This is a genomic window from Palleronia sp., assembly GCF_042089775.1.
GTDB lineage: Bacteria > Pseudomonadota > Alphaproteobacteria > Rhodobacterales > Rhodobacteraceae > Palleronia.
This window is the reverse complement of sequence record NZ_JBELKF010000052.1, coordinates 1-23,814: the sequence shown is the minus strand read 5'-3', so window position 1 is coordinate 23,814 and position 23,814 is coordinate 1. Positions and strand designations below refer to the sequence as shown.

The following is a 23,814-nucleotide window of genomic DNA, read 5'->3' as shown; positions in this document are numbered from 1 at the left end:
CGCGCTGCGCGCCCTGGCTGCCGTCGGCTTCAACATCACGTCGATCCGCGACGTGACGCCGATGGCCCATAACGGCTGCCGTCCGCCCAAGCGCCGCCGCGTCTGATCGGATCTTCGAGAATACCGCAGGCCGTGCCCCGCTGCACGGCCTGCGTTCGTCGTTTTCCACCTCGGGTGTCGGGGCGTCTTGCATGGGCCGCCGACGAGAATTGAGGAGACATACATGCTTCACAAGAACTGGCAGGAGCTCATCAAGCCCCAGCAGCTCGAGATCAAGCCCGGCAATGACCCGCAGCGCCAGGCGACCGTGATCGCCGAACCGCTGGAGCGTGGCTTCGGCCTGACCCTCGGGAACGCGCTGCGCCGCGTGCTCATGTCCTCGCTGCAAGGCGCTGCCATCAGCACCGTGCAGATCGACAACGTCCTGCACGAGTTCAGCTCGATTGCCGGGGTGCGCGAGGATGTCACCGACGTCATCCTCAACCTCAAGGGGGTCGCGATCAAGATGGAAGTCGAGGGGCCGAAGCGCGTCTCGATCTCGGCCAAGGGTCCGATGGTGGTCAAAGCTGGCGACATCTCGGTCAGCCAGGGGATCGAAGTCCTGAACAAGGACCACGTGATCTGCCACCTCGACGACGGCGCCGACCTGTTCATCGAGATGACCGTGAACACCGGCAAGGGCTATGTCTCGGCCGACAAGAACCGTCCCGAGGATGCGCCTATCGGCCTCATGCCGATCGACGCGATCTACTCGCCGATCCGAAAGGTCAGCTACGACGTTCAGCCCACCCGCGAGGGCCAGGTGCTGGATTACGACAAGCTGACCCTCAAGGTCGAGACCGACGGATCGCTCAGCGCCGAGGACGCCGTGGCCTATGCCGCGCGCATCCTGCAGGACCAGCTGGGTATTTTCGTCAACTTCGACGAACCCGACCAGGGTGGCGCCGCATCGGACGACGATGGCCTCGAGTTCAACCCGCTTCTGCTGAAGAAGGTGGACGAGCTGGAGCTGTCGGTGCGTTCGGCCAACTGCCTGAAGAACGACAACATCGTCTATATCGGCGACCTGATCCAGAAGACCGAGGCCGAGATGCTGCGGACTCCGAACTTCGGCCGCAAGTCGCTGAACGAGATCAAGGAAGTGCTGTCTGGGATGGGTCTCCATCTTGGCATGGACGTTGAAGAATGGCCGCCCGAGAACATCGAGGACCTGGCCAAGAAGTACGAAGACAACTTCTAAGAAACGGTTAGGAGGGCGTTCTGCGCCCTCCTACGAGCCTCTCACGGAAGTCTCACGAGACTCCTACAGAGTTAAGACCGGGCACATGCCCCAAGGAGAGTCGGTGACACGCATCGCCGGCCGGACAAAGCAAAACGCGATTCAGGAGATAGAAAATGCGTCACGCCCGCGGATACCGCCGCCTCAACCGCACCCACGAGCACCGCAAGGCGCTCTGGGCGAACATGGCCGGCTCGTTGATCGAGCACGAGCAGATCAAGACGACCCTGCCCAAGGCCAAGGAACTGCGTCCGATCGTCGAAAAGCTGATCACCCTTGCCAAGCGCGGTGACCTGCACGCCCGTCGCCAGGCCCGCGCCCAGCTGAAGCAGGACCAGTATGTCGAGAAGCTCTTCGACATCCTCGGCCCGCGCTATGCCGAGCGTCAGGGCGGTTACATCCGTGTCCTGAAGGCCGGCTTCCGCTACGGCGACATGGCGCCGATGGCGATCATCGAATTCGTGGATCGCGACCGTGACGCCAAGGGCGCCGCAGACCGCGCCCGCCTCGAAGCCGAAGACGCCGAATAAGCGTCGACTGCGCAAGACATGATTGAAACGGCGGGGCAATGCTCCGCCGTTTTGCGTTTCGCCGCAATGGAACGGCCGGGTGCAAGGCCGCTTTCCTCCGCCTTCGTCAGCCGGTAGGATTTGGCCGTCATGCCAGACCTCTTCGACAAAGCCCCCGCGACGGTCCCCGATACCGCGCCGCGCCCCCTCGCGGACCGGCTTCGGCCGCAACGCCTGTCTGAGGTCATCGGGCAGGCGCATGTGATCGGGCCCGACGGTCCCCTTGGGGTCATGCTGGAGTCCGGCACCCTGTCGAGCCTTGTCTTCTGGGGCCCGCCCGGCGTCGGCAAGACGACCGTTGCGCGGCTACTGGCGCACGAGACCGACCTCGCCTTCGTCCAGATCAGCGCGATCTTCACCGGTGTGCCCGACCTGCGGAAGGTCTTCGACGCGGCCCGTCACCGCCGCGCAAACGGGCAGGGGACGCTGCTGTTCGTCGACGAGATCCACCGCTTCAACAAGGCGCAGCAGGACAGCTTCCTGCCGCATATGGAGGACGGCACGATCCTCTTAATCGGCGCAACGACCGAGAATCCCTCGTTCGAACTGAACGCCGCGCTCCTCTCGCGCGCGCAGGTCTTGGTGCTGAAGCGGCTTTCGCACGCCGAGCTCGAACGCCTCGCGCAGCGCGCCGAGGCAGAACTGGGCCGCCCGCTGCCCCTGACGTCCGAGGCTCGGGCACAGATGCTCGAGATGGCAGACGGCGACGGGCGCGCGCTTTTGAACCTGGCCGAGCAGGTGATGGCGTGGAAGATTGAGGCGCCGCTTGATCCCAAGGCCCTGCAGTCCCGGCTGCAGCGCCGTGCGGCGCAGTACGACAAGTCCGGCGATGCGCATTACAACCTGATCTCGGCGCTGCACAAATCCGTCCGGGGCAGTGATCCTGACGCTGCGCTCTACTGGCTGACGCGGATGCTCGACGGCGGAGAGGACCCGCGCTACCTCGCCCGGCGCATCACGCGTATGGCGGTCGAGGATATCGGCCTCGCCGATCCGCAGGCGCAGCGTGTTTGCCTCGACGCGTGGGAGACTTACGAACGCCTCGGCTCGCCCGAAGGGGAACTGGCGCTGGGGCAGGCGGTCACCTACCTCGCCCTCGCGCCGAAATCCAACGCCGGATACGCCGCCTACAAAGAGGCGATGCGTGCGGCCAAGACCACCGGGTCCGAGCCGCCGCCCAAGATCATCCGCAATGCGCCCACCCGGCTGATGAAAGAGCAGGGCTACGGCGCGGGCTACGAATATGACCATGATGCAGAGGATGCGTTCTCCGGCCAGAATTACTTCCCGGACGGCATGAAGCGGGGCGTCTACTATCTGCCGAAGGAGCGCGGATTCGAGCGCGAATTGAAGAAGCGGCTCGACTGGTTCGTGTCGCTTCGTCTCAAGCGGCAGAAGGGGCAGGATTCGTGATCGGAACGCTGTTGCAGGTCGCCGCAGGCGGGGCCATCGGCGCGTCGTTCCGCTATCTCGTTGGCGTCGGCGTGGCACGCATCGCGGGTCCCGGAATGCCGCTTGGCGTGCTCACCGTCAACGTCGCGGGGTGCTTGTTGATGGGATTGTTCGCCGGGGTGGCTGGGCGGCTGGGGCTGGTTGCGCTCAGCCCCTTCGTGGCCACGGGCATCCTGGGCGGCTTCACCACGTTCTCGTCCTTTTCTCTCGAAGCCGTGAGCCTCATGCAGGGGGGGCAGACAGGGACTGCGATCCTCTATATGGCGCTGTCGGTTGGCGCGGGGCTCGGCGCGCTGTATCTCGGGCTCGAATTGGCGAAGGCGATGGCATGAGCGGCGTTCACACGCGAAAAATCGAAGAGGGCGAGGGGGACCAGAGGCTCGACCGCTGGTTCCGCAAGCACTACCCGCACGTCCCGCAGGGGCGCATCGAAAAGATGTGCCGCAAGGGCGAGATCCGCGTGGACGGCGCCCGCGCCAAGGGCGCCACGCGCGTCGAAGAGGGGCAGGAGGTCCGCATCCCCCCGCTCCCCGACGTCGCCGCTCCCGAGATCCTGCGCAGCCCCCGCGTCAGCGACGCCGACGCCAAGCTGATCCGATCCTGCGTGATCTACCGCGACGAGCACATCATTGCGCTGAACAAACCGCCGGGCCTGCCGACGCAGGGCGGATCGAAGCAGACGCGCCATGTCGACGGGCTCGCCGAAGCGCTGATGGAAGAGGGCGACGAGGATAAGCCGAAGCTCGTCCACCGCCTCGACAAGGACACGTCGGGCGTCCTGCTGCTGGCCCGCACGCGGCTGGCGGCCAAGGGGCTGGCCGAAGCGCTGCGTCACAAGCGCACGCGCAAGATCTACTGGGCGGCGGTCGCCGGCGTGCCCTCGCCGCGGGACGGCGCGATCAAGTTCGGGCTGGTGAAGGCCCCCGGTCATGGCGCGGGTGGCGAGGGCGAAAAGATGTTCTGCCTGCACCCCGACGACGTGCGCGACACCGAAGGCGCCAAGCGGGCCGAGACGCATTTCACCACCCTCTCGGCGCTCGGCGGCCGGGTGGCCTGGGTCGCGCTGGAACCGATCACCGGCCGCACCCACCAGCTTCGCGCCCACATGGCCGAAATCGGCCACCCCATCGTCGGCGACGGCAAATATGGTGGCTCGGGGCAGGAGAACCTGGGCGACGGCTGGGGGGCACAGCTGGGCGGGGACCTGTCGAAGAAGCTTCACCTCCACGCCCGTTCGCTCAGCTTCGAGCACCCGGTCACGCGTGCGCCCCTGGCCCTGACGGCGCCGCTGCCCGAGCACATGAAGCGTACGTGGGACGCGCTGGAATGGCTGCCGTCAGAGGCACCCGACGATCCGTTCGCCCCGCCCGAGGAATGACCCTGCGGCTCGCGCTTTTCGACCTCGACGGAACGCTCGTGGACAGTCAGGGGCACATCGTGGCGTCGATGAACGCCGCCTTCGCCGCCGCCGGCCGGGCTGCGCCGGACCGGGAGGCGGTGCTGGGTTGTATCGGCCTGTCCCTTCCGCTGGTGTTCGAGCGTCTTGCGCCGGAGGCCGATCATGCGGACATGCTGGCCGCCTACAAGGCTCACTACGCGGCCGCGCGGGCCAAGGCGCCGGCCCCGACCTTTCCCGGCATCAAGGCCGCGCTCGACACGCTCGGGGCGGAGCCCGAGATCCTGATAGGTATCGCCACAGGGGCTTCGCGGCGGGGCCTCCGGGCGATGATCGATGCGCACGGCTTTCGGCTCGGCACCGCGCAATGCGCCGACGACCATCCGTCGAAGCCGCACCCGTCGATGATCCAGACAGCGCTGGCCGAGACCTCGGTGGCGCCTGAACACGCCGTGATGATAGGCGACTCGACCTTCGACATGCAGATGGCGCGCGACGCCGGCATCTTTGCGCTTGGCGTCGCGTGGGGATATCACCCGCCCGAACACCTGCGCGCGGCCGGGGCACAGGCGATGGTCGAAACGCCCGCCGCGCTTGTCGACGCCCTTCACCAGATTTGGGAGAGCTGAATGTCCGACTGGGCCCCGAAACGCTTCTGGAAGACCGCCCGCACCGAACCCACGGATGCCGGTGCGCGGGTTCTGCTGGACGACAAGCCGGTGCGCACCCCCGCCGGTGCCGCCTTGGTCCTGCCGACTGAAGGGTTGGCCAAGGCCGTCGCGGCCGAGTGGGACGCGCAGGAAAAGGTCGTGGATCCCGGCACCATGCCGATGACCCGCACCGCAAACTCGGCCATCGACAAGGTCGCGTCGCAAAAGATGGCGGTTGCCGCGATGCTGGCCGAATATGGCGGCACCGACCTCCTTAGCTATCGCGCCCAGTCTCCCCGTGCCCTTGCCGAGCAGCAGTCGCAGCTATGGGACCCGCTGCTTGACTGGGCCGAGCAGACCTTCGGTGCTCGGCTTGCCGTCACGCATGGGGTGATGCCCGTGGCGCAGGATCGCGACGCGCTCGACCGGCTGGCGGCGCCGATGTCCCAGATGTCGCCGTTCCGCCTCGCAGCCTTCCACGATCTTGTGGCGCTGTCGGGGTCGCTTGTGCTGGCCCACGCCGCTGCCTGGGGCGCACGCTCGCCCGAAGAGATCTGGCAACTGTCGCGCCTCGACGAGGAGTGGCAGGCCGAGGAATGGGGCCGCGACGAAGAGGCCGAAGAGGTCGCGGCGATCAAGCGCCGCGCGTTCCTCGACGCGCACAGGTTCTGGGCGCTTTCCACCTAGGCGACCTGCGGAACTGCGTGCGTAATCTCCGGGCACTTGTTGATCTCGTAGTCAAAAACGTCATGCCATTCTGTGATCGGCGGGTTGACGCATGGCGATGAATAGCGACACACTCTCTGGCGTTCGGGGCTCATCGGGCTCCTTGCCACTGCCGGTATCGTCCGGCCAATCCGATCCGGCCTCGCGCCGGGCAATGCAGGAAGAGGTATCTATGAAAACCACCGTATTTCTCGGCACCGCGGCCGCGACCATGATGGTCGCAGGGATCGCCGGCGCCCAGACGCTCCAGGACGTCAAGGACCGCGGCACCCTGAACTGCGGCGTGTCCACCGGCCTGGCCGGCTTCTCGGCACCCAATGCCAATGGTGAGTGGGAAGGCTTCGACGTTGCCGTTTGCCGCGCCGTGGCGGCGGCCGTGCTGGGTGATCCGGCCGCGGTCGAGTTCGTGCCGACGACCGGCAAGACCCGCTTCACCTCGCTCGCCTCGGGTGAGATCGACCTGTTGGCCCGGAACACCACCTGGACCTTCAGCCGCGACAACGACCTGAAGTTCGATTTTACCGGCGTGAACTACTATGATGGTCAGGGCTTCCTGATCCCCAAAGAGCTTGGCGTCACCTCGGCCAAGGACCTCGACGGCGCGACGGTTTGCGTCCAGACCGGCACCACGACCGAGCTGAACCTCGCGGACTTCTTCCGCAAGAACAACATCAGCTACGAGCCCGTCCCGATCGAGACCAACGGCGAAGCGCAGCAGCAGTACCTTGCCGGTGCCTGCGACGCTTACACGACCGACGCCTCGGGCCTCGCCGCGACGCGCGCCTCGTTCGAGAATCCGAGCGATCACGTGATCCTGCCCGAGATCATCTCCAAAGAGCCGCTGGGCCCGGCCGTGCGCCACGGCGACAACGAGTGGGCTGACGTCGTCCGCTGGACCCTGAACGCACTGATCGCGGCCGAGGAATACGGCGTGACCTCTGCCAACGTGCAGGACATGGCCTCGGCCGCCGGCGACAACCCCGAGGTGAACCGCCTGCTCGGCACCGAGGGCGAGCTTGGCGCCATGATCGGCCTCGAGAACGACTGGGCCGTCAAGGCGATCTCGGCCGGCGGCAACTACGGCGAACTCTTCGCCCGCCACATCGGCGAGGATACCCCGATCGGCCTTGCGCGCGGTCTGAACGCACAGTGGACGAACGGCGGCCTGCTTTACGCGCAACCGTTCCGCTAAGCACACCGCAAGGGGGCGCCGACGGCGCCCCCTTCACCCAAAGGCGTTTCCCCAATTCCATTGCGCATCGACCCGGCTCGCGCCGGATTGGGAACGTGTAGGCAGACGGAACCGAGATGGCCTCCATTTCCGATCATGACCCCCCACAGCGTCGCGGCTTCCGTCCGGGAATGCTCATCAGCGACACCCGCTATCGGGGTCTGACCTTCCAGTTCATCGCCCTCGTCGCGATTATCTTCCTCGTCGCCTGGCTGGGGAAGAACCTTGTCCAGAACCTGGCAGCCGCCGGCCTGAGTTTCTCCTACGGCTTCCTCGACAATCCGGCGAATTACGACATCAACCAGACGCTGATCGAGTATACGAGCCGTTCGTCTCATCTGCGCGCGGCCATCGTCGGCGTGATCAACACGCTGCTCGTCGCAGTCGCGGGGTGCATCCTGGCGACGCTCATCGGGGTCACCGCGGGCGTTCTGCGCCTGTCGAAGAACTGGCTCGTCGGGCGGCTCATGTCCGTCTATGTCGAGGCGTTCCGCAACGTGCCGGTGCTGATCTGGATCCTCATCATCAGCGCGCTGGTCACGCTGTCGGGGGCTGCCCCGCGCGATTTCCTGACGCGCGGCGGCTCGGTCGAACCCGAAAGCGGCCTGTTCCTGGGCATGTTGGCCTTCACCAACCGCGGTCTCTACGCGCCCGCCGTGCAGATCGGCCCCGGCTGGCCCATCGTCGTCGGGGCTCTGTTCCTCGGGATCGTCGGCTTCTTCGTCTGGCGCTCCTATGTGAAGCGGACGCTCTACAGCTCGGGCAGGCTGCTGCCGTCGTGGCCGGCCTGGGCGATCCTGATCGTGCCCGTGGTGGTCGCGCAACTGACGCTGGGCTCGTTCTCGTTCATCCGGCCGGACGTCGCGTCGAACAACTTCAACATCCAGGGCGGCACGCTGATCGGAAAGCCGTTCATCGCGCTCTGGCTCGCCCTTTCGGTCTATACCGGCGCCTTCATCGCCGAGAACGTGCGCGCCGGCATCCTGTCGGTCTCAAGAGGGCAGACCGAGGCGGCGGCCGCGCTTGGCCTCCGGCCCCGGCGGATCATGAACCTTGTCGTGCTGCCGCAGGCACTGCGGGTGATCGTGCCGCCGCTGATCTCGCAATACCTGAACCTGACCAAGAACTCCTCGCTCGCGATTGCGGTGGGGTATGCCGACATCACGGCGACCTTGGGTGGTATCACGTTGAACCAGACCGGCCGCGCGATCGAGTGCGTGCTGCTGCTGATGCTGTTCTACCTCATCATCAGCCTGTCGATCTCGGGCGTGATGAACCTCTACAACGCATCCGTTTCGCTGAAGGAGCGCTGAGATGGCCCGCCCGAAGGAGCGCGTGAATGTCTGACACCCACGCCCAGTCTGTCGCCTATGTCCGCGAAAGCTTCATCCCTGAGCAGGCGCCGCCCACGCGTGAGTCGGGGGCGTTCAAGTGGGTGCGCGAGAACCTGTTCCCCACCATCCCGAACGCAATCCTGACGATTGCCGCACTCTACGTGATCTACGTCCTGCTGGCGACGTTGCTGCCGTGGCTTCTGGGCGGCATCTGGCAGGCCTCGTCCCTCGGCGAATGCCGCGAGATTGCGGCCGGCGGGCCGGGAGGCTGCTTTGCCGTCCTGACCGAGCGGTGGAATCAGCTGATCTTCGGGTTCGCGTTTCCGCAGTCGGAATACTGGCGCCCATTCCTCGCCTTCCTCCTCCTCTTTGCGGCGGCGGCGCCGGTGCTCTTTCCGGACGTCCCGCGCCGTCTGCTCGTGCTGACGCTGCTTTACCCGTTCGTCGCGTATTGGCTGCTGTGGGGCGGCACGATCCTGACGCCCCTGGCGGCGCTTCTGGGGCTGATCGGCGCCTACATGGCCTTCAAGGCCGTCGAACGCTACGGCTTTGCCCTCGCGCTCGGCGCCGCGGTGGTTGCGGCAGTGATCGTCTGGTGGCTCGGCGGCTATCTGGCGGGCGAGGCGCCGCGTTTCCTCGCGCTCGAGGTGATCGCGAGCCGCGACATGGGCGGCTACATGCTAAACATGATCCTCGGCACGGTGTGCGTTTCCCTATCGCTGCCCTTCGGCATCCTGCTTGCCCTTGGCCGGCAGTCGCGCCTGCCGATCATCAAGTATTTCTGCGTAGCTTTCATCGAGTTCATCCGCGGCGTGCCGCTCATCACGCTGCTTTTCGTGGCAAACGTGGTGCTGGCCTACTTCCTGCCGCCGGGGACGACGTTCGACCTGATCCTGCGAGTCATAATCATGATCACCATGTTCGCGTCGGCCTATATCGCCGAGGTGATCCGGGGCGGCCTCGCCGCTCTGCCGCGCGGGCAGTACGAGGCCGCCGACAGCCTTGGCCTCGACTATTTTCAGGCGATGCGCCTGATCATCCTGCCGCAGGCGCTCAAGATCTCGATCCCCGGCATCGTCAACGTGTCGGTGGGGCTCTTCAAGGACACCACGCTCGTTTCGATCATCTCGATGTTCGACGTGGTGGGCATGATCCGCGGCCCGATCCTGGCCTCGACCGACTGGAACGGCGTCTACTGGGAACTCTACGGCTTTGCCGCGCTCCTGTTCTTCGTCACCTGCTACGGCATCTCGCAATACTCCCAGTGGCTCGAGCGTCGCCTCGCCACGGACCACCGCTAAGGAGCGCACTCATGGACACGGCAAACACCGTCGCATCCGAGATCACGGCCGATCGCAGCCAAATGCAGGTTTCGGACGAGGTCGCGATCGAAATCGACGACATGAACAAGTGGTACGGCAACTTTCACGTGCTGCGCGACATCGACCTCACGGTCTACAAGGGTGAGCGGATCGTCATCTGCGGGCCCTCGGGGTCCGGCAAATCTACACTGATCCGCTGCATCAATGCGCTGGAAGAGCACCAGAAGGGCGCCATCACCGTGGACGGCACGCGCCTGTCCTCGGACCTCAAGCAGATCGACAAGATCCGCTCGGAGGTCGGGATGTGTTTCCAGCACTTCAACCTGTTCCCGCACCTGACCATCCTCGAAAACTGCACCCTCGCGCCGATCTGGGTCCGCAAGACCCCCAAGCGCGAGGCCGAGGAAACCGCGATGCACTTCCTCGAAAAGGTGAAGATCCCCGACCAGGCGAACAAGTATCCTGGCCAGCTTTCGGGCGGTCAGCAGCAGCGCGTTGCCATTGCGCGGTCGCTCTGCATGCGGCCCAAGATCATGCTTTTCGACGAGCCGACTTCGGCGCTAGACCCTGAGATGATCAAGGAGGTGCTCGACACCATGATCGAGCTTGCCGAAGAGGGGATGACGATGATCTGCGTCACGCACGAGATGGGCTTCGCCCGGCAGGTCGCAAACCGCGTGATCTTCATGGCGGACGGCCAGATCGTCGAGCAGAACGAGCCCGAAGAGTTCTTCAGCAATCCGAAATCCGACCGCACAAAGCAGTTTCTGAGCCAGATCCTCGGGCACTGAGGCCGGGACGAAGGCTCAGTCGATCAGGTCGCGCGGCACGACGAAGTCTACCACGCGGCCCCCGTGCGGCGCGATGTCGTCCCAGGACGCCGCCTCGAAATCCAGGACCAGCGTAGCGCAGGTCGGGAAATACGCGAACTCGTCACGGGCCGGCCGGTCGCGGACCAGTTGCTGCGCCAGTGTTGCCATGCCCGGGTTGTGCGCGATCAGGATAGCGCAGTCCTCTACCCGCGCCGCCAAAGCGGACAACATCGTGTCGGGCGAGGAATGGAACAGCGCGCCGTCCCACACCACTTCCGGCTCGGCCCCCAGGCGCGGGCTGATGCCCTCCCAGGTTTCGACGACGCGCCGTGCGGTGGACAGCAACGCAACCTCGGGGCGGTAGCCGTTCTCGCCCAGCCATCGCCCGATGGCGGCGGCGGATGTCTGCCCGCGGGGGGTCAGGGGGCGGTTGTGGTCGTCGAGAGCAGGGTCGTCCCAAGCCGACTTCGCGTGTCGCGTCAGGATGAGCCGCAGGCTCACCGCTTTCCCCGGATCAGGGTGCCCGCGCCCGCTTGGGTGTAGAGCTCCAGAAGGCACGCGTTCGGCACCCTTCCGTCCAGGATCACGACCGCGCGGACGCCGCCGTCGATGGCCGAAAGCGCGGTTTCCGTCTTGGGGATCATCCCGCCCGAGATCGTGCCGTCCTCGGTCAGTTGGCGGATGGCCTCGGGCGTAATCTCCGAGATCACCTCGCCATCGCTGCCCTTAACGCCGGCCACGTCAGTCAGCAGCAACAGGCGGTCGGCCTTCAGGGCCGCTGCGATGGCGCCGGCCGCCGTGTCGCCGTTCACGTTGTAGGTCTCGCCATGCGAGCCCATCCCGATCGGGGCGATCACCGGGATGGTCTTGCTGTCCTTCAGCCGCTCGAGGAAGGCCGGGTTCATTTCGACCGGCGTGCCGACGAAGCCAAGCTTGGGGTCCGTCTGCTCGCAGACCATCAGCCGCGCGTCCTTGCCCGAGATCCCGACGGCGGTGCCGCCCTCGGCCTGGATCGCCTGAACGATGCGCTTGCCGACAAGGCCGGACAGGACCATCTCGACCACGTCGATCGTTGCGGCGTCGGTCACGCGCTTGCCGTTCACGAACTCGCTCTCGACGCCCTGCGCCTTCAGCGTCGCGTTGATCATCGGGCCGCCGCCGTGGACGATCACGGGGTTCACGCCGACATGGCTCATCAGCACCACGTCGCGGGCAAAGCTGCGCATGGCCTCGTCCGAGCCCATGGCGTGACCGCCCAGCTTGATGACGACCGTGGCGCCTGCGTAGCGCTGGAAGAAGGGCAGGGCCTGGGACAGGGTGTGGGCTGTCTGGGCCCAGTCTTCGGAGGCGGGGTGAGTCTCGGTCATTGGGCCTACTTGATGACGAAAACGGGCGAGGTAGCGGCCCCGCGCATCCTTTCTAGACGCAGCGTCCCTGTTTCGCCAGAGCCTGCCGCCCGTGGCCGCCTCAGTCGATGCCGGCGATGACCGCGCGTAACGCGTCGATCCCGTCGCCCGTCTCGGACGAGGTCACGACGATCTCGGGGTAGGCGGCGGGGTGGCGGGACAGCGTTTCCCGCAGAGCCGCCTGGGTGCGCTCGCGGTCGGCCGCCTTGACCTTGTCCGACTTCGTCAGCACCGCTTGGAAGGGAACGGCGGCCTTGTCGAGCAGATCCATGATGTCGACATCGACCGGCTTGGGGCCGTGGCGATGGTCGATCAGCAGGAAGGCCCGGCGCAGGTTGGCCCGCCCGCCGAGGTAGGCCCGCATCACGTTCTGCCACTGCTGGACAACATGCAACGGCGCGTTGGCGAACCCATAGCCCGGCAGGTCGACAAGGTAGAGCGACCCGAGCGTGAAGAAGTTGACCTCTTGCGTGCGACCCGGCGTGTTCGAGGCGCGGGCAATATTTCGCCGCCCGGTCAGCGCGTTGATCAGGCTCGACTTGCCGACATTGGACCGGCCCGCAAAGCAGATCTCGACCCGGTCATCCGGGGGCAGACCGTCCATTGCGACGACGCCCTTCAGGAACTCGGTGTCCTGTCGGAACAGCCGAGTGCCGGCCTCGATCTCTTCGGAGGTCGGCTCGGCCTCGGGGAAGGGCAGGCTCATGTGAGGATCTCCGCGCTGTCGCCGACCTTCACGTCGCCGTCCCGGATCACCTCGGCATAGACGCCGACATGCGTGTGGCCGACCGCGCGCTTCAGAAGGTCCAGCATCTCGACATCGCGCGCGCCGCTTTCGGGGTTGGCATCGGTCGCCCGGCACCGGCCCGTCGGCTCGAGCACCCGCACACCGGCGCTGCCAAGATCCAGTTGCCGGTCGATCCAGTCCAGCTCGGCCCAGGCCGGCACGTCTGCCAGCACGACATTGGCGCGGAACCGTTCAGCCTGAATCGGCTGCCCGGCCGCCTTGCTCAGCGCGTCGAGCGTCGCTTGCGACAGGATGTGCACCGTGGCACGCCCGTTGTCGGCCATGCTTTGTGCGGGGGCGCGAACCAAGGTTGCCGGCGCGGGCTTGTCCTCGGGCCAAAGCGGGCGGACCCAGTCCACGAGCGCAGGACCGTCGGCGGGAAGCGAGAAGGTCCGCGTCGGCCGGGCGGGGTGGGACAGGGTCACCTGATCCCCGTCGCTCTCGGCGAGGATGGCGGCAAGCTCGGGGCCGGCCATGACCTGCAGGAAGGCGGCCTTGGGCAACCAACCTTCGCGATCAGGCGCGCGCCCGTGCGCAACGGCCCATGCCCGGTCGCCGGGAAACGGCGCGCCCGCGGTCAGGGTGACGGCCGAGACCGCCTCACACCCGATCCCCTTGACAGGGTGCCGGTGGAGCGCCGCAACCCTCATTTCGCGTCCTTTTTCCGCCGGAACGTCCCGAGGATGTTGCCCAGCACGTCTGGCTTGTACCCTTGGCTGCGCATGATCGCGTATTGCTGGGCGAAGGTGATCGTGTTGTTCGCGATCCAGTACAGCACCAGCCCGCTGGCGAACCGACCCAGCATGAACATGAACACCCAAGGCATCCAGGCAAAGATCATCGCCTGCGCGGGGTCGGCGGGTGCCGGGTTCAGTTTTTGCTGCAGCCACATCGAGATACCGAGCAGGATCGGCAGCACGCCCAGCGACAGGATCGCCAGGAACGAGGTCGGGTCCGGCGCGTCCCAGGGCAGCAGCCCAAAGAGGTTCAGGATCGAGGTCGGATCAGGCGCCGACAGGTCGTTGATCCAGCCAATCCACGGGGCGTGGCGCAGTTCAAGCGTGACGAAGATCACCTTGTAGAGCGAGAAGAAGATCGGGATCTGCAACAGGATCGGCAGACAGCCCGCCGCCGGGTTCACCTTGTTCTTCTTGTAGAGCTCCATCATGCCCTGCTGAAGCTTCTGGCGGTCGTCGCCCGCCTTCTCCTTCATTTTCTCCATCTCGGGCTGAAGCTCTTTCATCTTCGCCATCGAGACGTAGGACTTGTAGGCCAAGGGCAGAAGCAGCGCCTTGATCCCAAGCGTCAGGATGATGATCGACCAGCCCATGTTGCCGATTACGCCGTTGAGCCAGTGCAGGACGACGAAGATCGGCTTGGTCAGGAAGAAGAACCAGCCCCAGTCGATCGAATCGACGAAGCGGTCGATCCCTTGTTCCTGGTAGTTCAGGATCGTCTCCCACTCCTTGGCGCCGGCAAAGAGGCGCAGGGATGTGGAGCCGGTTTCGCCTGGTGCGACTTCAAGCGTCGGCAGGCGGGCCTCGGTCTGATAGATCTCTCCCGATGGCACGAACTTGGCGACGCTGGTAAAGCTGGTGCCGGGCGTCGGGATCAGCGTCGTCATCCAGTACTTGTCGGTGAAGCCGATCCAGCCGTCCTCGATCACTTCGATCACGTCTGCCGGGCCACCCTCGCGCGGCAGCTGGTCGAGATCGGGTAGGTCGTCGTAGTCAAGCTCCTGCAACTCGCCATCGGACATGCGCACGACGCCTTCGTGCAGGATGAAGAAGCCGGCGAGGTCCATGTCGCCGTGGCGGGCCACGGTGCCGTAGGGGGCGAGGCGGACGGACGAGCCGGTCGTGTTCTCGACCGACTGCTCGACGGTGAACATGTAGTCCTCGTCGACCGAGATCGTGCGGCGGAACACGAGGCCGCTGCCATTGTCCCATTCGAGCGTGACCGGGCTGTCGGGAGACAGCGTCTCGCCCTCGACCACCTGCCAGGGCGTCTGCGAGCCCGGCACGTCCTCGTAGGCCAGGTCGCCGCCCGGAGCCCATCCGAAGAGGGCATAGTAGGGGCGATCGCTGGCAACGGGGTTCAGAAGTTCGACCAGGGGCGAGCTCTGATCGACCTCCACGTGGTAGTTCTTGAGCGCCAGCTGGTCAATCCGACCGCCGATCAGCGAGATCGAGCCCGACAGGGACGGCGTGTCGATCTCGATCCGGGGGGCATCCTGGGCGATCGCGGCGGGCGATCCGTCCTGCGGTGCGTCGGCCGATCCCGGAGGGGCGGGGGCGGTCGCGGGGTCCGCCGGAGCGCTGCTTTCGCTGACCTGATCGTCGGTCATCGTCGCGTCTTCGGGTGGGAAGAAGATCGTCCACCCGAGGATGACGAGCGCGCTCAGGACGATCGCGAGGATCATGTTGCGGTTCTGATCGTCCATGGCGCCTGCGCCCCCGGTTGCTGTCCGTCAATCGTGGCGTGTTCAACAGCCGGGCAGAGAGATCGTCAAGGCGTTTCGGGTCGCGCGCACGGGGCCGTCAACCGCCCGAGGCGCTTCCGGGGTGGTCCTCCTCGCCCTTCGCAGGGGCAATCGGGTGCTCAGAACTGGGTGGCGGGACCCCGGGACCCGCGACGAGCGTGCAGCCAAGTGTCACGAGCATGTGTGCCGTTTCGGGCGAGGCGACGTCGCCCGCAAGCACCTCTGCCCCGGTCTCAGTGGCCTGTGCGAGGATCGCGGCCACGCGACTCCGTGCCGTTTCGTCGCTGTCCATGTCGCGCACCAGCGTGGGCGGCAGCCAATGCGGCCCCACGCCGACCGCGCACGCCGTGGGCGCGGCGGTGGAGATCGTGCAGCCGGTCGCCGCGAGCGCCTTTTCGCTCGTCGCGGGAAGGCCGGCGCCGATACGCAGCGTCACGCGCTCAGGCTCCAGCTCGCACCCGTCAAGGGCGAAGACGAGCGCGACATGCAGGTCGGGATCGCCCGCGAGGTCGTCCGACAGGGGCAGGCTGAGCCGCGCCGCGTCGCCATGCCGGCCAAGCATCCTCGCGCCGCTTTTCAACCGCGCGAGGAACAGGCGGCGGGCCTCTTCGGGCGAGGCGGCCGGGCAGCGTTCCAGTTCGGGCGGCGCGACGGGCTCGACCGCGACAAGGCGGCCCCTTTCGGCGCACAGGATCGGCATCTCCGTGAAGGTGATTACGGCGGTATCGAAAGCGACAGCCCGGGGAGCGTGGTCATCGATGGCGACCGCGGTCTCGTCCGAGGTAGCGCGGGCGAGGGCGCGTTCGGCTCGCGCTAGGTGATCTTCGGGCCAGGCGTCCGGCCCCGTTCGCGTCGCGCCCATGCGTACGGTGCCGCCTCGTTCCTCGAGAGCGACCTGTGCCCGGCAGAGCCACCGCGCGAACTCGGCATCTCGCCCCGGCGCGTCCAGGCGCACCGCAAAACGCCCGTCGCCCGCCAGCACCTCGTCCCGCGGGCCCAGCAGGTCACCCGAAAGCGCCGCGGGGTCCAGCCCCGCCCCCTCGACCAGGACCAGCGCTCCGCCGGGCCTGCCGGAGATCGCCTCGACCACGCGCGTGGGAAAATCAGGCGCCGACGGGTTGCGGCGCCGGAGCCAGGCGTCACCAAACACCCCCGCGAAGGCGGACGAGAGCAGGGCGATCAGGTTGGCGGTCATCGGCGGTCTCCCCTGAACGATGTCACCGTAGGACGGGGAGTGTAAGCGCCCGGTTAAGACTCGGCCGGTTTCACGTCGAGGCCGGCAAAATCGAACAGCTCGGGGTCAAGCAGGTGCGACGGCCGCGTGTTCATCAGCGCCCGGAACATCACCTGCCGTCGGCCCGGAGAGTTCTTCTCCCAACCGTCGAGGATCTGCTTCACCTGCTGACGTTGCAGCCCGTCCTGGCTGCCGCACAGGTCGCAGGGGATGATCGGGTACTGCATTGCGCGGGAAAACCGCTCGCAATCCTCTTCGGCCACATGGGCGAGGGGACGCAGGACGAACAGGTCGCCCTCTTCGTTCACCAGCTTCGGCGGCATCGTCGCCAAGCGGCCGCCGTGGAAGAGATTCATGAAGAACGTCTCGAGGATGTCGTCGCGGTGGTGGCCCAGCACGATGGCCGAGCACCCCTCTTCGCGCGCGATCCGATACAGGTTCCCCCGCCGCAGCCGCGAGCAGAGCGCGCAGAAGGTCCGCCCCTGCGGCACCTTGTCCATGACAATGGAGTAGGTGTCCTGGTACTCGATCCGGTGTGGAACGCCCATCCGATCGAGGAACTCGGGCAGGACGGTTGCGGGAAAGCCCGGCTGCCCCTGGTCGAGGTTGCAGGCCAGGATCTCGACCGGCAGAAGGCCGCGCCATTGCAGTTCGGTCAAGGCGGCGAGCAGCGTGTAACTGTCCTTGCCGCCCGACAGGCACACGAGCCAGCGATCGCCTTCGCGCACCATGCCATACTGCTCGACCGCCTCGCGCGTGTTCTGCACGATGCGCTTGCGGAGCTTCTTGAACTCCGTGGTCTTGGGCGCTCCGTGAAAGAGCGCGTGGATATCGTCGGCTTCGTCGAGCATGAGGCCGCAATACGGTATTCCGCGGCCGAGGCAAAGAAGGAGCCTACGATGTTCACGAACCCGTATCCCGACGGCCCCGCCGAACTGTCGAGCGTGCGCTACCTGACGGCGCTCCTGCTGATCCGCCCGCAGGCGCAGTTGCTGGAGCGATTGGGCGAGGATGGCGACTACATCCTCGCCCGCGATTATGACGTCGAGGTCGTGGTCGATGGCGAGCCGCGCACGATCACGGCGCCGCGGGGGCTGATCACCGACCTGACCTCGGTTCCGTGGTGGCTCAGGTGGTTCGTCGGGCGGGTGGGGCCGTGGCTCGAGGCGGCCATCATCCATGACTGGCTCTATGTCGCGTGGCGCGTGGTGGGTCACATCCCAACAGAGACTGACCGCGCCTTCGCCGACCGCGTGATGCTGCTGGCGATGGAGGCGGCGGGGGTAAAGCCGGTGCGGCGGCAGGCGATCTACCTTGCCGTGCGCACCTTCGGCGGGCGCCCGTTCCTGTCCGAGGCGCGGCCGGTCTTCGCCGATCTGGACGACGAGGCGTATGACGTGCCGATGATCGTGCCGCGGGTATAGGGTGGCGCGCCCGGCGGTGTGTGCCGGATGCGCCTTTTCTACCGAAGGTAGTCCCACCCCGTCATGGGCGGGGCGACGGGCGGCAGGCCGATATCCCTCCGCAGGTGGTTCGGCAGGGCATCGCCTTTGGGCGTCGGTATTTTCCGCCGCAGAAAGAGCACGCGCAGGGAGCGCATCAGGACGCGGCGTGCGCCATACTCGGCAATCGCGGCATCTATGACGATGGACGGAGTCCGGGCGGTCTGAATCATGTGGTCTCCGGCCCCGGAACAGGGGCCGCCTCTGGTGTCGATGGTTGGAAATGATCGCGCACCGATGCACCCGGCGAGGCCGGGCGAAAGCGGTTCAGCGGTGGGAATTGCCCCGAGGGGCGGTCAGCTCAGCCGGTGAACGGTCGGAGCCAGTGCCCACGTCGCGGGGACATCGTGCGTCGGAACTCTGACATGTACGCCCCCTTTCATACGTGATTCGCGTGGGTGCCTGTGCGTACCACAGGGTTGCACGCAAGGCGCATCATTATTTCACGCGAGCGTGATCAGTGGTGGGAATGTCGCTTGCGCGGCGGGACAGGATCCACACCGGATTCGCCCCAAGGATGACAGCGGGCGATGCGGCGCAGGGTCAGCCATCCACCGCGGGCGGCGCCGTGGGCACGCAGCGCTTCCAGCGCATAGGCCGAGCAGGTCGGGTAATAGCGGCAGTTGTGGCCGACCCAGGGCGACAGGATCAGGCGGTAGGCGCGCACGGGCAGGGCCAGCAGGTGCGCAGCGGGGCTCATCGGTGGGCGATCTCGATGGCGCGGGCGAACTCCGCGCGCAGCTGCGCAAAGTCCTCGGCCGCGGTCATGTCGCGCCGGCCGATCAGCACGTAGTCCCAGCCGGGCCGGGCGAGGGCCGGCAGGTCAAGCCGCGCGACCTCGCGCAGCCGTCGCTTGGCGCGGTTGCGGGCGACGGCGTTGCCGACCTTCTTCGAGCAGGTGAAACCAATGCGAGGCGGGCCGTTCTCGCCCCGGTCGCGGGCCTGCAGCATGAAGGCGTTACGCCGTACTACGCGGGCACGGGCCGCGCGCAGGAAGTCTGCGCGAACCTTCAGACGTTCCAACGACAAAGACCCGCCGGGCACGGGCGCGGCGGGCGGTGTGTCGGCCATGACGCGGCGATCAGGCGGACAGCTTCTTCCGGCCTTGCGCGCGGCGGGCGTTCAGGATCTTACGGCCGGCTTTCGTCGCCATGCGGGCACGGAAGCCGTGGCGGCGCTTGCGGACGAGGTTCGAGGGCTGGAACGTGCGCTTCATCGGTCACTCCCATGAGTGGTCAGGGCGCCCGGAGCCATCGTGTGGCCCGCATGGACGCGGTCATTCGAATAAGGCTCGCGCCATAAGCGAGGCAGGGGAGCCTGTCAACACCTGCGCCGGCCGTGCGACTGCTTCAACCGCTCACCGCGGCCAGCCGCCCGGTCAATCGCGCGTGAGGCCGCTTACTGCGGAACGTGGAACCGGCCAAGGTCCCTGCGATTGACCCACTCTAGGACGAGGATCCATGGCCGACACCACGAAAACAGCCCCGAGCCCCTGGCTGAAGCGCCTGCCGATCCTCGTGATCGCCATTGTTGCGCTCGTCGGTGCGTTCACCCTGAGCGATTGGGCCAGCTTCGAGACGCTCGCCGCGAATCGCGAGCGGCTGCTGGCGTTCCGCGACGCGCATTATGCTGCTGCCGTCCTCGCGTTCATGTCCACCTACGCGCTGATCGTCGTCTTCTCGCTGCCCGGCGCAACCCTCGCCACGCTGACGGGCGGCTTCCTGTTCTCACTCTTTCCCGGCGTCCTCTACAACGTCACGGCGGCAACCATAGGCGCAATCGCCATCTTCTTGGCCGCGCGCTGGGGGCTCGGCGATCGGCTGGCTGCGCGGATGAATGCGAGCCAGGGCATGGTCCGCCGCATCAAGGAGGGCATCGACGAGAACCAGTGGTCGATGCTGTTCCTCATCCGCCTGGTCCCGGCGGTGCCGTTCTTCGTCGCCAATCTCGTGCCCGCCTTCATGGGCGTCCCGCTCTGGCGCTACGCGATCACCACGTTCTTCGGGATCATGCCGGGGGCGCTCGTCTTCACCTCGGTCGGCGCGGGCCTGGGCGAGGTCTTCGCCCAGGGCGAGACCCCCGACCTGTCCATCATCTTCGCGCCCGAAGTGCTGCTGCCGATCCTCGGTCTCTGCCTTCTTGCGGCGCTGCCCATCATCCTCAAGGCCGTGCGCGGCAGGAAAGGGGTCTGATTCATGGAAAAGATCATCTGCGACGTCTGCATCATCGGGGCCGGCTCGGGCGGGTTGTCCGTCGCCTCTGGCGCCGCGCAGATGGGGGCGAACGTCGTCCTGATCGAAGGGCACAAGATGGGCGGCGACTGCCTGAACTATGGCTGCGTCCCGTCGAAATCCCTGATCGCCAGCGCCGCGCGCGCCTACGGCATGGCCAACTCGGGACCGTTCGGAATCGCTCCGGTCGAGCCGCGAATCGACTACGGCGCCACCAAGGACCACGTCGCCCGCGCCATCGAGGCCATCGCGCCCATGGATAGCCAGGAGCGGTTCGAGGGGATGGGCGTCCGCGTCATCCGCGAGTGGGCGCGCTTCACCGGCGAGCGCACCATCGCCACCGACAGCCACGAGATCACCGCCCGCCGCATCGTGATCGCCACCGGCTCGCGCCCCCTCGTGCCCCCGATCGAGGGGCTGGACGGCGTCGATTACCTCACGAACGAGACGATCTTCGACCTGCGCGAGCGCCCGAACCACCTGCTGGTCATCGGTGGCGGCAATGTCGGGATGGAACTGGCGCAGGCGCACCGCCGCCTTGGGTGTCGGGTGACGATCATCGAGGGGTCGAAGGCGCTTCCGAAGGATGATCCCGATGCGGCGGCTGTCGTGCTCGACCGGCTCCGCTCCGAGGGAGTCGAGATTGTCGAGGGTCACAACGCCAAGCGCGTCACCAAAGGCCCCGACGGGATCAGGGTCGAGACAGGGGGCGGCAGCTATACCGGCTCGCATCTTCTGGTCGCCGTGGGGCGCAGCGTAAACTTGGACCGGCTGGACCTCGACAAGGCGGGCATCGCCCATGACAAGGCGGTCACCGTGGACGACCGCCTGCGCTCCACCACCAACAAGCGCGTCTTCGCGATCGGCGATGCGGCAGGGCGAATGCAGTTCACCCATGTCGCAAGCTATCATGCGACCGTCGTCATCCCGCAGATCTTGTTCGGCAAGCCCACCAAGGCCAGGCAGTCCCACATCCCCTGGTGCACCTATACCGACCCCGAACTGGCCCAGGTCGGCCTCACCGAGGCGCAGGCCCGCGAGAGGCACGGCGACAAGGTCCGCGTCGTGCGCGTCAACTACGACGAGAACGACCGCGCCAACGCGACGGGGCAGACCACGGGATTCGTCAAGGTCGCGGTCGTGGGGGGCAAGCCGGTCGGCGCCACCATCGTCGGTGCCGAGGCCGGGGAGTTGATCTCCACCTGGGCGCTGGCCATCGCCAACGGGACAAGGATGCGCGCGATCTCGAACACCGTGCTGCCCTATCCCACGCTGATGGAAATCAACAAGCGCGCGGCCGGCGCCTACTTCTCGCCAATCCTGTTCGAGAACGATAAGATCAAGCGCGCCGTGCGGCTGGTCCAGAGGTACCTGCCATGAGCGAGGGCCGATGCTGAACACCCTTTCAGGCCGCTTCCTGATCCTGACCATCGGCTTCGTCATGCTCGCCGAGGTGCTGATCTTCGTGCCGTCGGTCGCGCGCTTCCGCGAGGATTACCTGTCCTCGCGCCTTGAACGCGCGCAGATTGCGTCGCTGGCGCTGCTGGCCGGCGAGACGATCTCGCCCGAGCTCGAGCAGGAGCTTCTTCGCAACGCCGAAGTCTACAACGTCGTCCTGGTGCGCGACCAGACGCGGCAGCTTGCGCTGTCCTCGACCATTCCTGCGCCGATCTCGGGCACCTACGACCTGCGCGACCCGAGCGGCTTCGAGCTAATCACCGATGCCATGCGCGCCCTGTTTTCGGGCGGTGATCGAGTGATCCGGGTGATCGGCTCGCCGGTCCGCGAGGGGGGCGAGCTGATCGAGGTCACAATGGCCGCCGGCCCCCTGCAGGCGGCCATGATCGACTACGGCATCCGCATTCTGATCCTGTCGGCGGTGATTTCGGTCGTGACAGCACTGTTGCTGTTCGCCGCCGTGCGCCGCTTTCTCGTCCGCCCGATCCGCGGTGTCGTGGAGGCGATGCAAAGCTACGCCGCCGCCCCCGAGGATGCCCGCCGGATCATCGAACCCACCGCCGGCGTGGACGAGCTGCGCCGCGCCGAGGTTGCCCTGCAATCCATGCAGACCCAGCTGACGTCGGCCCTGCGCCAGAAGGAACGTCTTGCGCAGCTTGGCGGCGCGGTCGCCAAGATCAGCCACGACCTGCGCAACGTGCTGACTACGGCGCAACTCTTTGCCGACCGGATGGAGGACTCGTCCGACCCCACCGTGTCGCGCCTCGCGCCCAAGCTCATGAGCTCGATCAGCCGCGCCATCTCGATCTGCGAGTCCACGCTCGCCTTCGGCAAGGCCGAAGAGCCGCCGCCGCAGCTGACCCGCGTGATGCTGGCCGATCTCGTGTCCGACGTGCTCGACGGCGAGCGGCTGGCGGCGGGCGATGCCGAGATCTCGTTCGCCGAGGACGTCCCCGCCGGCATGACCCTGCGCGCTGACCCGGAACAGCTCTACCGCGTGCTGGGCAACCTGGTGCGCAACGCGCGGCAGGCGATGGTCTCGCAGGGGCGGCCGGGCGAGATCGCCATTTCGGCCGACGAGACCGAGGCCGACTGGATCATCCGCGTCGCCGATACCGGCCCCGGCCTGCCCGAAAAGGCGCGCGCCCACCTGTTCCAGCCGTTCCAATCCGCATCCAAGCGTGGCACGGGGCTGGGCCTGACCATCGCGCAGGACCTCGTGCGCGGCCACGGCGGAGAGCTGCACCTCGTCGCCACCGGCCCCGAGGGCACCGCGTTCGAGATCCGCATGCCCAAGACCGTCATCCGCCTCGACGCGGCCGAATAGGGCCACTCGACGCCGCCCGCGGTTCCGGTCACCTTGCGCCGCGAAGGAGACCCAGATGCCCGACTATCACATCCCCCCCGCCGGCCTGCCGCCTCAGACGCAGCTGATGGAGACACGCGCCGTCTTCACGGACGCCTACGCCATCATCCCCGGAACGACAGTGCGCGACATCACTGCCTCGGCCCTGCCGGGATGGGACAAGACGCGGCTCTGGATCATCGCGCGCCCGATGACGGGCTTTGCCGAGACGTTCTCGCACTACCTGATGGAGGTTTCCCCCGGCGGCGGTTCCGACGCGCCGGAACCGAACCCCGAGGCGCAGGGCGCGCTCTTCGTCACCGGCGGGGCGGGGCGGATCACCGTGAACGGTAATGGGCGCGAGATCAGGGCGGGCAGCTTCGTCTACATCCCCGCCGGGGCCGCTTGGTCGCTTCGCGCCGAGGACACGCTGACCTTCCACTGGGTCCGCAAACGTTATGTCGCGGCATCCGGCATCGACGCGCCCGAGCCGATCTTCACCAGCGACGTCGAGGTCGCACCGACCCCGATGCCCGACACCGGCGGCGTTTGGGCCACCACCCGCTTCGTCGATCCCGCCGACCTGCGCCACGACATG

At 66.7% G+C, this 23,814-nt stretch carries 28 protein-coding genes; 17 read left to right on the top strand and 11 right to left on the bottom strand.

What is annotated here, in order from left to right; all coding sequences use genetic code 11:
• The 12 genes from rpsK to ACFDS3_RS12880 all read left to right on the top strand — a co-directional run.
• Positions 1–106, top strand: a 106-nt coding sequence (rpsK, locus tag ACFDS3_RS12935; RefSeq protein ID WP_375262769.1) for a 30S ribosomal protein S11, incomplete at its 5' end; no start/stop codon positions are given.
• Between the two features lie 117 nt (positions 107–223).
• Positions 224–1,240 (top strand): DNA-directed RNA polymerase subunit alpha, encoded by a 1,017-nt coding sequence (locus tag ACFDS3_RS12930; protein ID WP_375262767.1) that lies wholly within the window; start codon positions 224–226, stop codon positions 1,238–1,240.
• A gap of 155 nt (positions 1,241–1,395) precedes the next feature.
• Positions 1,396–1,809 (top strand): 50S ribosomal protein L17, encoded by a 414-nt coding sequence (gene rplQ, locus ACFDS3_RS12925; RefSeq protein WP_375262766.1) that lies wholly within the window; start codon positions 1,396–1,398, stop codon positions 1,807–1,809.
• 129 nt (positions 1,810–1,938) lie between these two features.
• Positions 1,939–3,261 carry a replication-associated recombination protein A gene (locus ACFDS3_RS12920; protein ID WP_375262765.1) on the top strand — a complete coding sequence of 441 codons (1,323 nt, stop codon included), beginning with the start codon at positions 1,939–1,941 and terminating at the stop codon, positions 3,259–3,261.
• Positions 3,258–3,632, top strand: coding sequence for a fluoride efflux transporter CrcB (gene crcB / locus ACFDS3_RS12915; RefSeq protein WP_375262764.1), 375 nt, complete (start codon positions 3,258–3,260; stop codon positions 3,630–3,632). Before ACFDS3_RS12920 ends, crcB begins: the two co-directional genes overlap by 4 nt.
• Positions 3,629–4,678 carry an RluA family pseudouridine synthase gene (locus ACFDS3_RS12910; protein WP_375262763.1) on the top strand — a complete coding sequence of 350 codons (1,050 nt, stop codon included), beginning with the start codon at positions 3,629–3,631 and terminating at the stop codon, positions 4,676–4,678. Before crcB ends, ACFDS3_RS12910 begins: the two co-directional genes overlap by 4 nt.
• A complete protein-coding gene (locus ACFDS3_RS12905) occupies positions 4,675–5,325 on the top strand; it encodes an HAD-IA family hydrolase (RefSeq protein WP_375262762.1) in 651 nt (216 codons plus the stop codon). The genes ACFDS3_RS12910 and ACFDS3_RS12905 overlap by 4 nt, the downstream gene beginning before the upstream one ends.
• On the top strand, positions 5,326–6,033 hold the full coding sequence (locus ACFDS3_RS12900; RefSeq protein ID WP_375262761.1) for an ATP12 family chaperone protein: 708 nt from the start codon (positions 5,326–5,328) through the stop codon (positions 6,031–6,033).
• Between the two features lie 211 nt (positions 6,034–6,244).
• Positions 6,245–7,264, top strand: coding sequence for an amino acid ABC transporter substrate-binding protein (locus ACFDS3_RS12895; RefSeq protein ID WP_375262760.1), 1,020 nt, complete (start codon positions 6,245–6,247; stop codon positions 7,262–7,264).
• 116 nt (positions 7,265–7,380) lie between these two features.
• Positions 7,381–8,616 carry an amino acid ABC transporter permease gene (locus tag ACFDS3_RS12890; protein ID WP_375262759.1) on the top strand — a complete coding sequence of 412 codons (1,236 nt, stop codon included), beginning with the start codon at positions 7,381–7,383 and terminating at the stop codon, positions 8,614–8,616.
• Between the two features lie 26 nt (positions 8,617–8,642).
• Positions 8,643–9,938 (top strand): amino acid ABC transporter permease, encoded by a 1,296-nt coding sequence (locus ACFDS3_RS12885; protein WP_375262758.1) that lies wholly within the window; start codon positions 8,643–8,645, stop codon positions 9,936–9,938.
• A 62-nt stretch (positions 9,939–10,000) separates the two neighbouring features.
• Positions 10,001–10,750, top strand: a complete 750-nt coding sequence (locus ACFDS3_RS12880; RefSeq protein WP_375262768.1) for an amino acid ABC transporter ATP-binding protein — start codon at positions 10,001–10,003, stop codon at positions 10,748–10,750.
• A 15-nt stretch (positions 10,751–10,765) separates the two neighbouring features.
• Here the strand turns inward: ACFDS3_RS12880 and ACFDS3_RS12875 are convergent, their stop codons facing one another.
• From ACFDS3_RS12875 to ttcA, 7 genes are all read right to left on the bottom strand, one after another.
• Positions 10,766–11,272, bottom strand: a complete 507-nt coding sequence (locus ACFDS3_RS12875) for a histidine phosphatase family protein (protein ID WP_375262757.1) — start codon at positions 11,270–11,272, stop codon at positions 10,766–10,768.
• The gene (gene argB, locus ACFDS3_RS12870) at positions 11,269–12,138 is read right to left on the bottom strand and encodes an acetylglutamate kinase (RefSeq protein WP_375262756.1); all 870 of its coding nucleotides are present in this window, start codon (positions 12,136–12,138) and stop codon (positions 11,269–11,271) included. Before argB ends, ACFDS3_RS12875 begins: the two co-directional genes overlap by 4 nt.
• A 100-nt stretch (positions 12,139–12,238) precedes the next feature.
• Positions 12,239–12,883 (bottom strand): ribosome biogenesis GTP-binding protein YihA/YsxC, encoded by a 645-nt coding sequence (yihA, locus tag ACFDS3_RS12865; RefSeq protein WP_375262755.1) that lies wholly within the window; start codon positions 12,881–12,883, stop codon positions 12,239–12,241.
• On the bottom strand, positions 12,880–13,614 hold the full coding sequence (locus ACFDS3_RS12860) for an MOSC domain-containing protein (protein WP_375262754.1): 735 nt from the start codon (positions 13,612–13,614) through the stop codon (positions 12,880–12,882). The genes yihA and ACFDS3_RS12860 overlap by 4 nt, the downstream gene beginning before the upstream one ends.
• Entirely contained in the window at positions 13,611–15,407 is a 1,797-nt protein-coding gene (gene yidC / locus ACFDS3_RS12855) for a membrane protein insertase YidC (protein WP_375262753.1), read from the bottom strand. The genes ACFDS3_RS12860 and yidC overlap by 4 nt, the downstream gene beginning before the upstream one ends.
• A gap of 97 nt (positions 15,408–15,504) precedes the next feature.
• Positions 15,505–16,641, bottom strand: coding sequence for a hypothetical protein (locus ACFDS3_RS12850; RefSeq protein WP_375262752.1), 1,137 nt, complete (start codon positions 16,639–16,641; stop codon positions 15,505–15,507).
• A gap of 53 nt (positions 16,642–16,694) precedes the next feature.
• Entirely contained in the window at positions 16,695–17,531 is an 837-nt protein-coding gene (ttcA, locus tag ACFDS3_RS12845; RefSeq protein ID WP_375262751.1) for a tRNA 2-thiocytidine(32) synthetase TtcA, read from the bottom strand.
• 48 nt (positions 17,532–17,579) lie between these two features.
• On the opposite strand from ttcA, the gene ACFDS3_RS12840 reads away from it, so the two are divergent.
• A complete protein-coding gene (locus ACFDS3_RS12840; RefSeq protein WP_375262750.1) occupies positions 17,580–18,104 on the top strand; it encodes a DUF1353 domain-containing protein in 525 nt (174 codons plus the stop codon).
• A 38-nt stretch (positions 18,105–18,142) separates the two neighbouring features.
• Here ACFDS3_RS12840 and ACFDS3_RS12835 read toward each other — a convergent pair whose 3' ends face one another.
• The 4 genes from ACFDS3_RS12835 to rpmH all read right to left on the bottom strand — a co-directional run bounded on the left by ACFDS3_RS12835 (position 18,143) and on the right by rpmH (position 19,398).
• Positions 18,143–18,355: a hypothetical protein gene (locus tag ACFDS3_RS12835; RefSeq protein WP_375262749.1), complete on the bottom strand. Its 213-nt coding sequence runs from the start codon at positions 18,353–18,355 to the stop codon at positions 18,143–18,145.
• A gap of 284 nt (positions 18,356–18,639) precedes the next feature.
• Positions 18,640–18,882: a membrane protein insertion efficiency factor YidD gene (gene yidD / locus ACFDS3_RS12830; RefSeq protein WP_375262748.1), complete on the bottom strand. Its 243-nt coding sequence runs from the start codon at positions 18,880–18,882 to the stop codon at positions 18,640–18,642.
• Positions 18,879–19,253 carry a ribonuclease P protein component gene (gene rnpA, locus ACFDS3_RS12825; RefSeq protein ID WP_375262747.1) on the bottom strand — a complete coding sequence of 125 codons (375 nt, stop codon included), beginning with the start codon at positions 19,251–19,253 and terminating at the stop codon, positions 18,879–18,881. The genes yidD and rnpA overlap by 4 nt, the downstream gene beginning before the upstream one ends.
• Positions 19,254–19,263: 10 nt before the next feature.
• Positions 19,264–19,398 (bottom strand): 50S ribosomal protein L34, encoded by a 135-nt coding sequence (rpmH, locus tag ACFDS3_RS12820; protein ID WP_036181318.1) that lies wholly within the window; start codon positions 19,396–19,398, stop codon positions 19,264–19,266.
• 244 nt (positions 19,399–19,642) lie between these two features.
• On the opposite strand from rpmH, the gene ACFDS3_RS12815 reads away from it, so the two are divergent.
• From ACFDS3_RS12815 to ACFDS3_RS12800, 4 genes are all read left to right on the top strand, one after another.
• Positions 19,643–20,374, top strand: coding sequence for a TVP38/TMEM64 family protein (locus tag ACFDS3_RS12815; protein WP_375262746.1), 732 nt, complete (start codon positions 19,643–19,645; stop codon positions 20,372–20,374).
• Positions 20,375–20,377: 3 nt separating this feature from the next.
• A complete protein-coding gene (locus ACFDS3_RS12810; RefSeq protein ID WP_375262745.1) occupies positions 20,378–21,793 on the top strand; it encodes a dihydrolipoyl dehydrogenase family protein in 1,416 nt (471 codons plus the stop codon).
• 10 nt (positions 21,794–21,803) lie between these two features.
• Positions 21,804–23,198, top strand: coding sequence for a sensor histidine kinase (locus tag ACFDS3_RS12805; protein ID WP_375262744.1), 1,395 nt, complete (start codon positions 21,804–21,806; stop codon positions 23,196–23,198).
• Positions 23,199–23,253: 55 nt separating this feature from the next.
• On the top strand, positions 23,254–23,814 hold a 561-nt coding region (locus tag ACFDS3_RS12800; protein ID WP_375262743.1), incomplete at its 3' end, for a cupin domain-containing protein.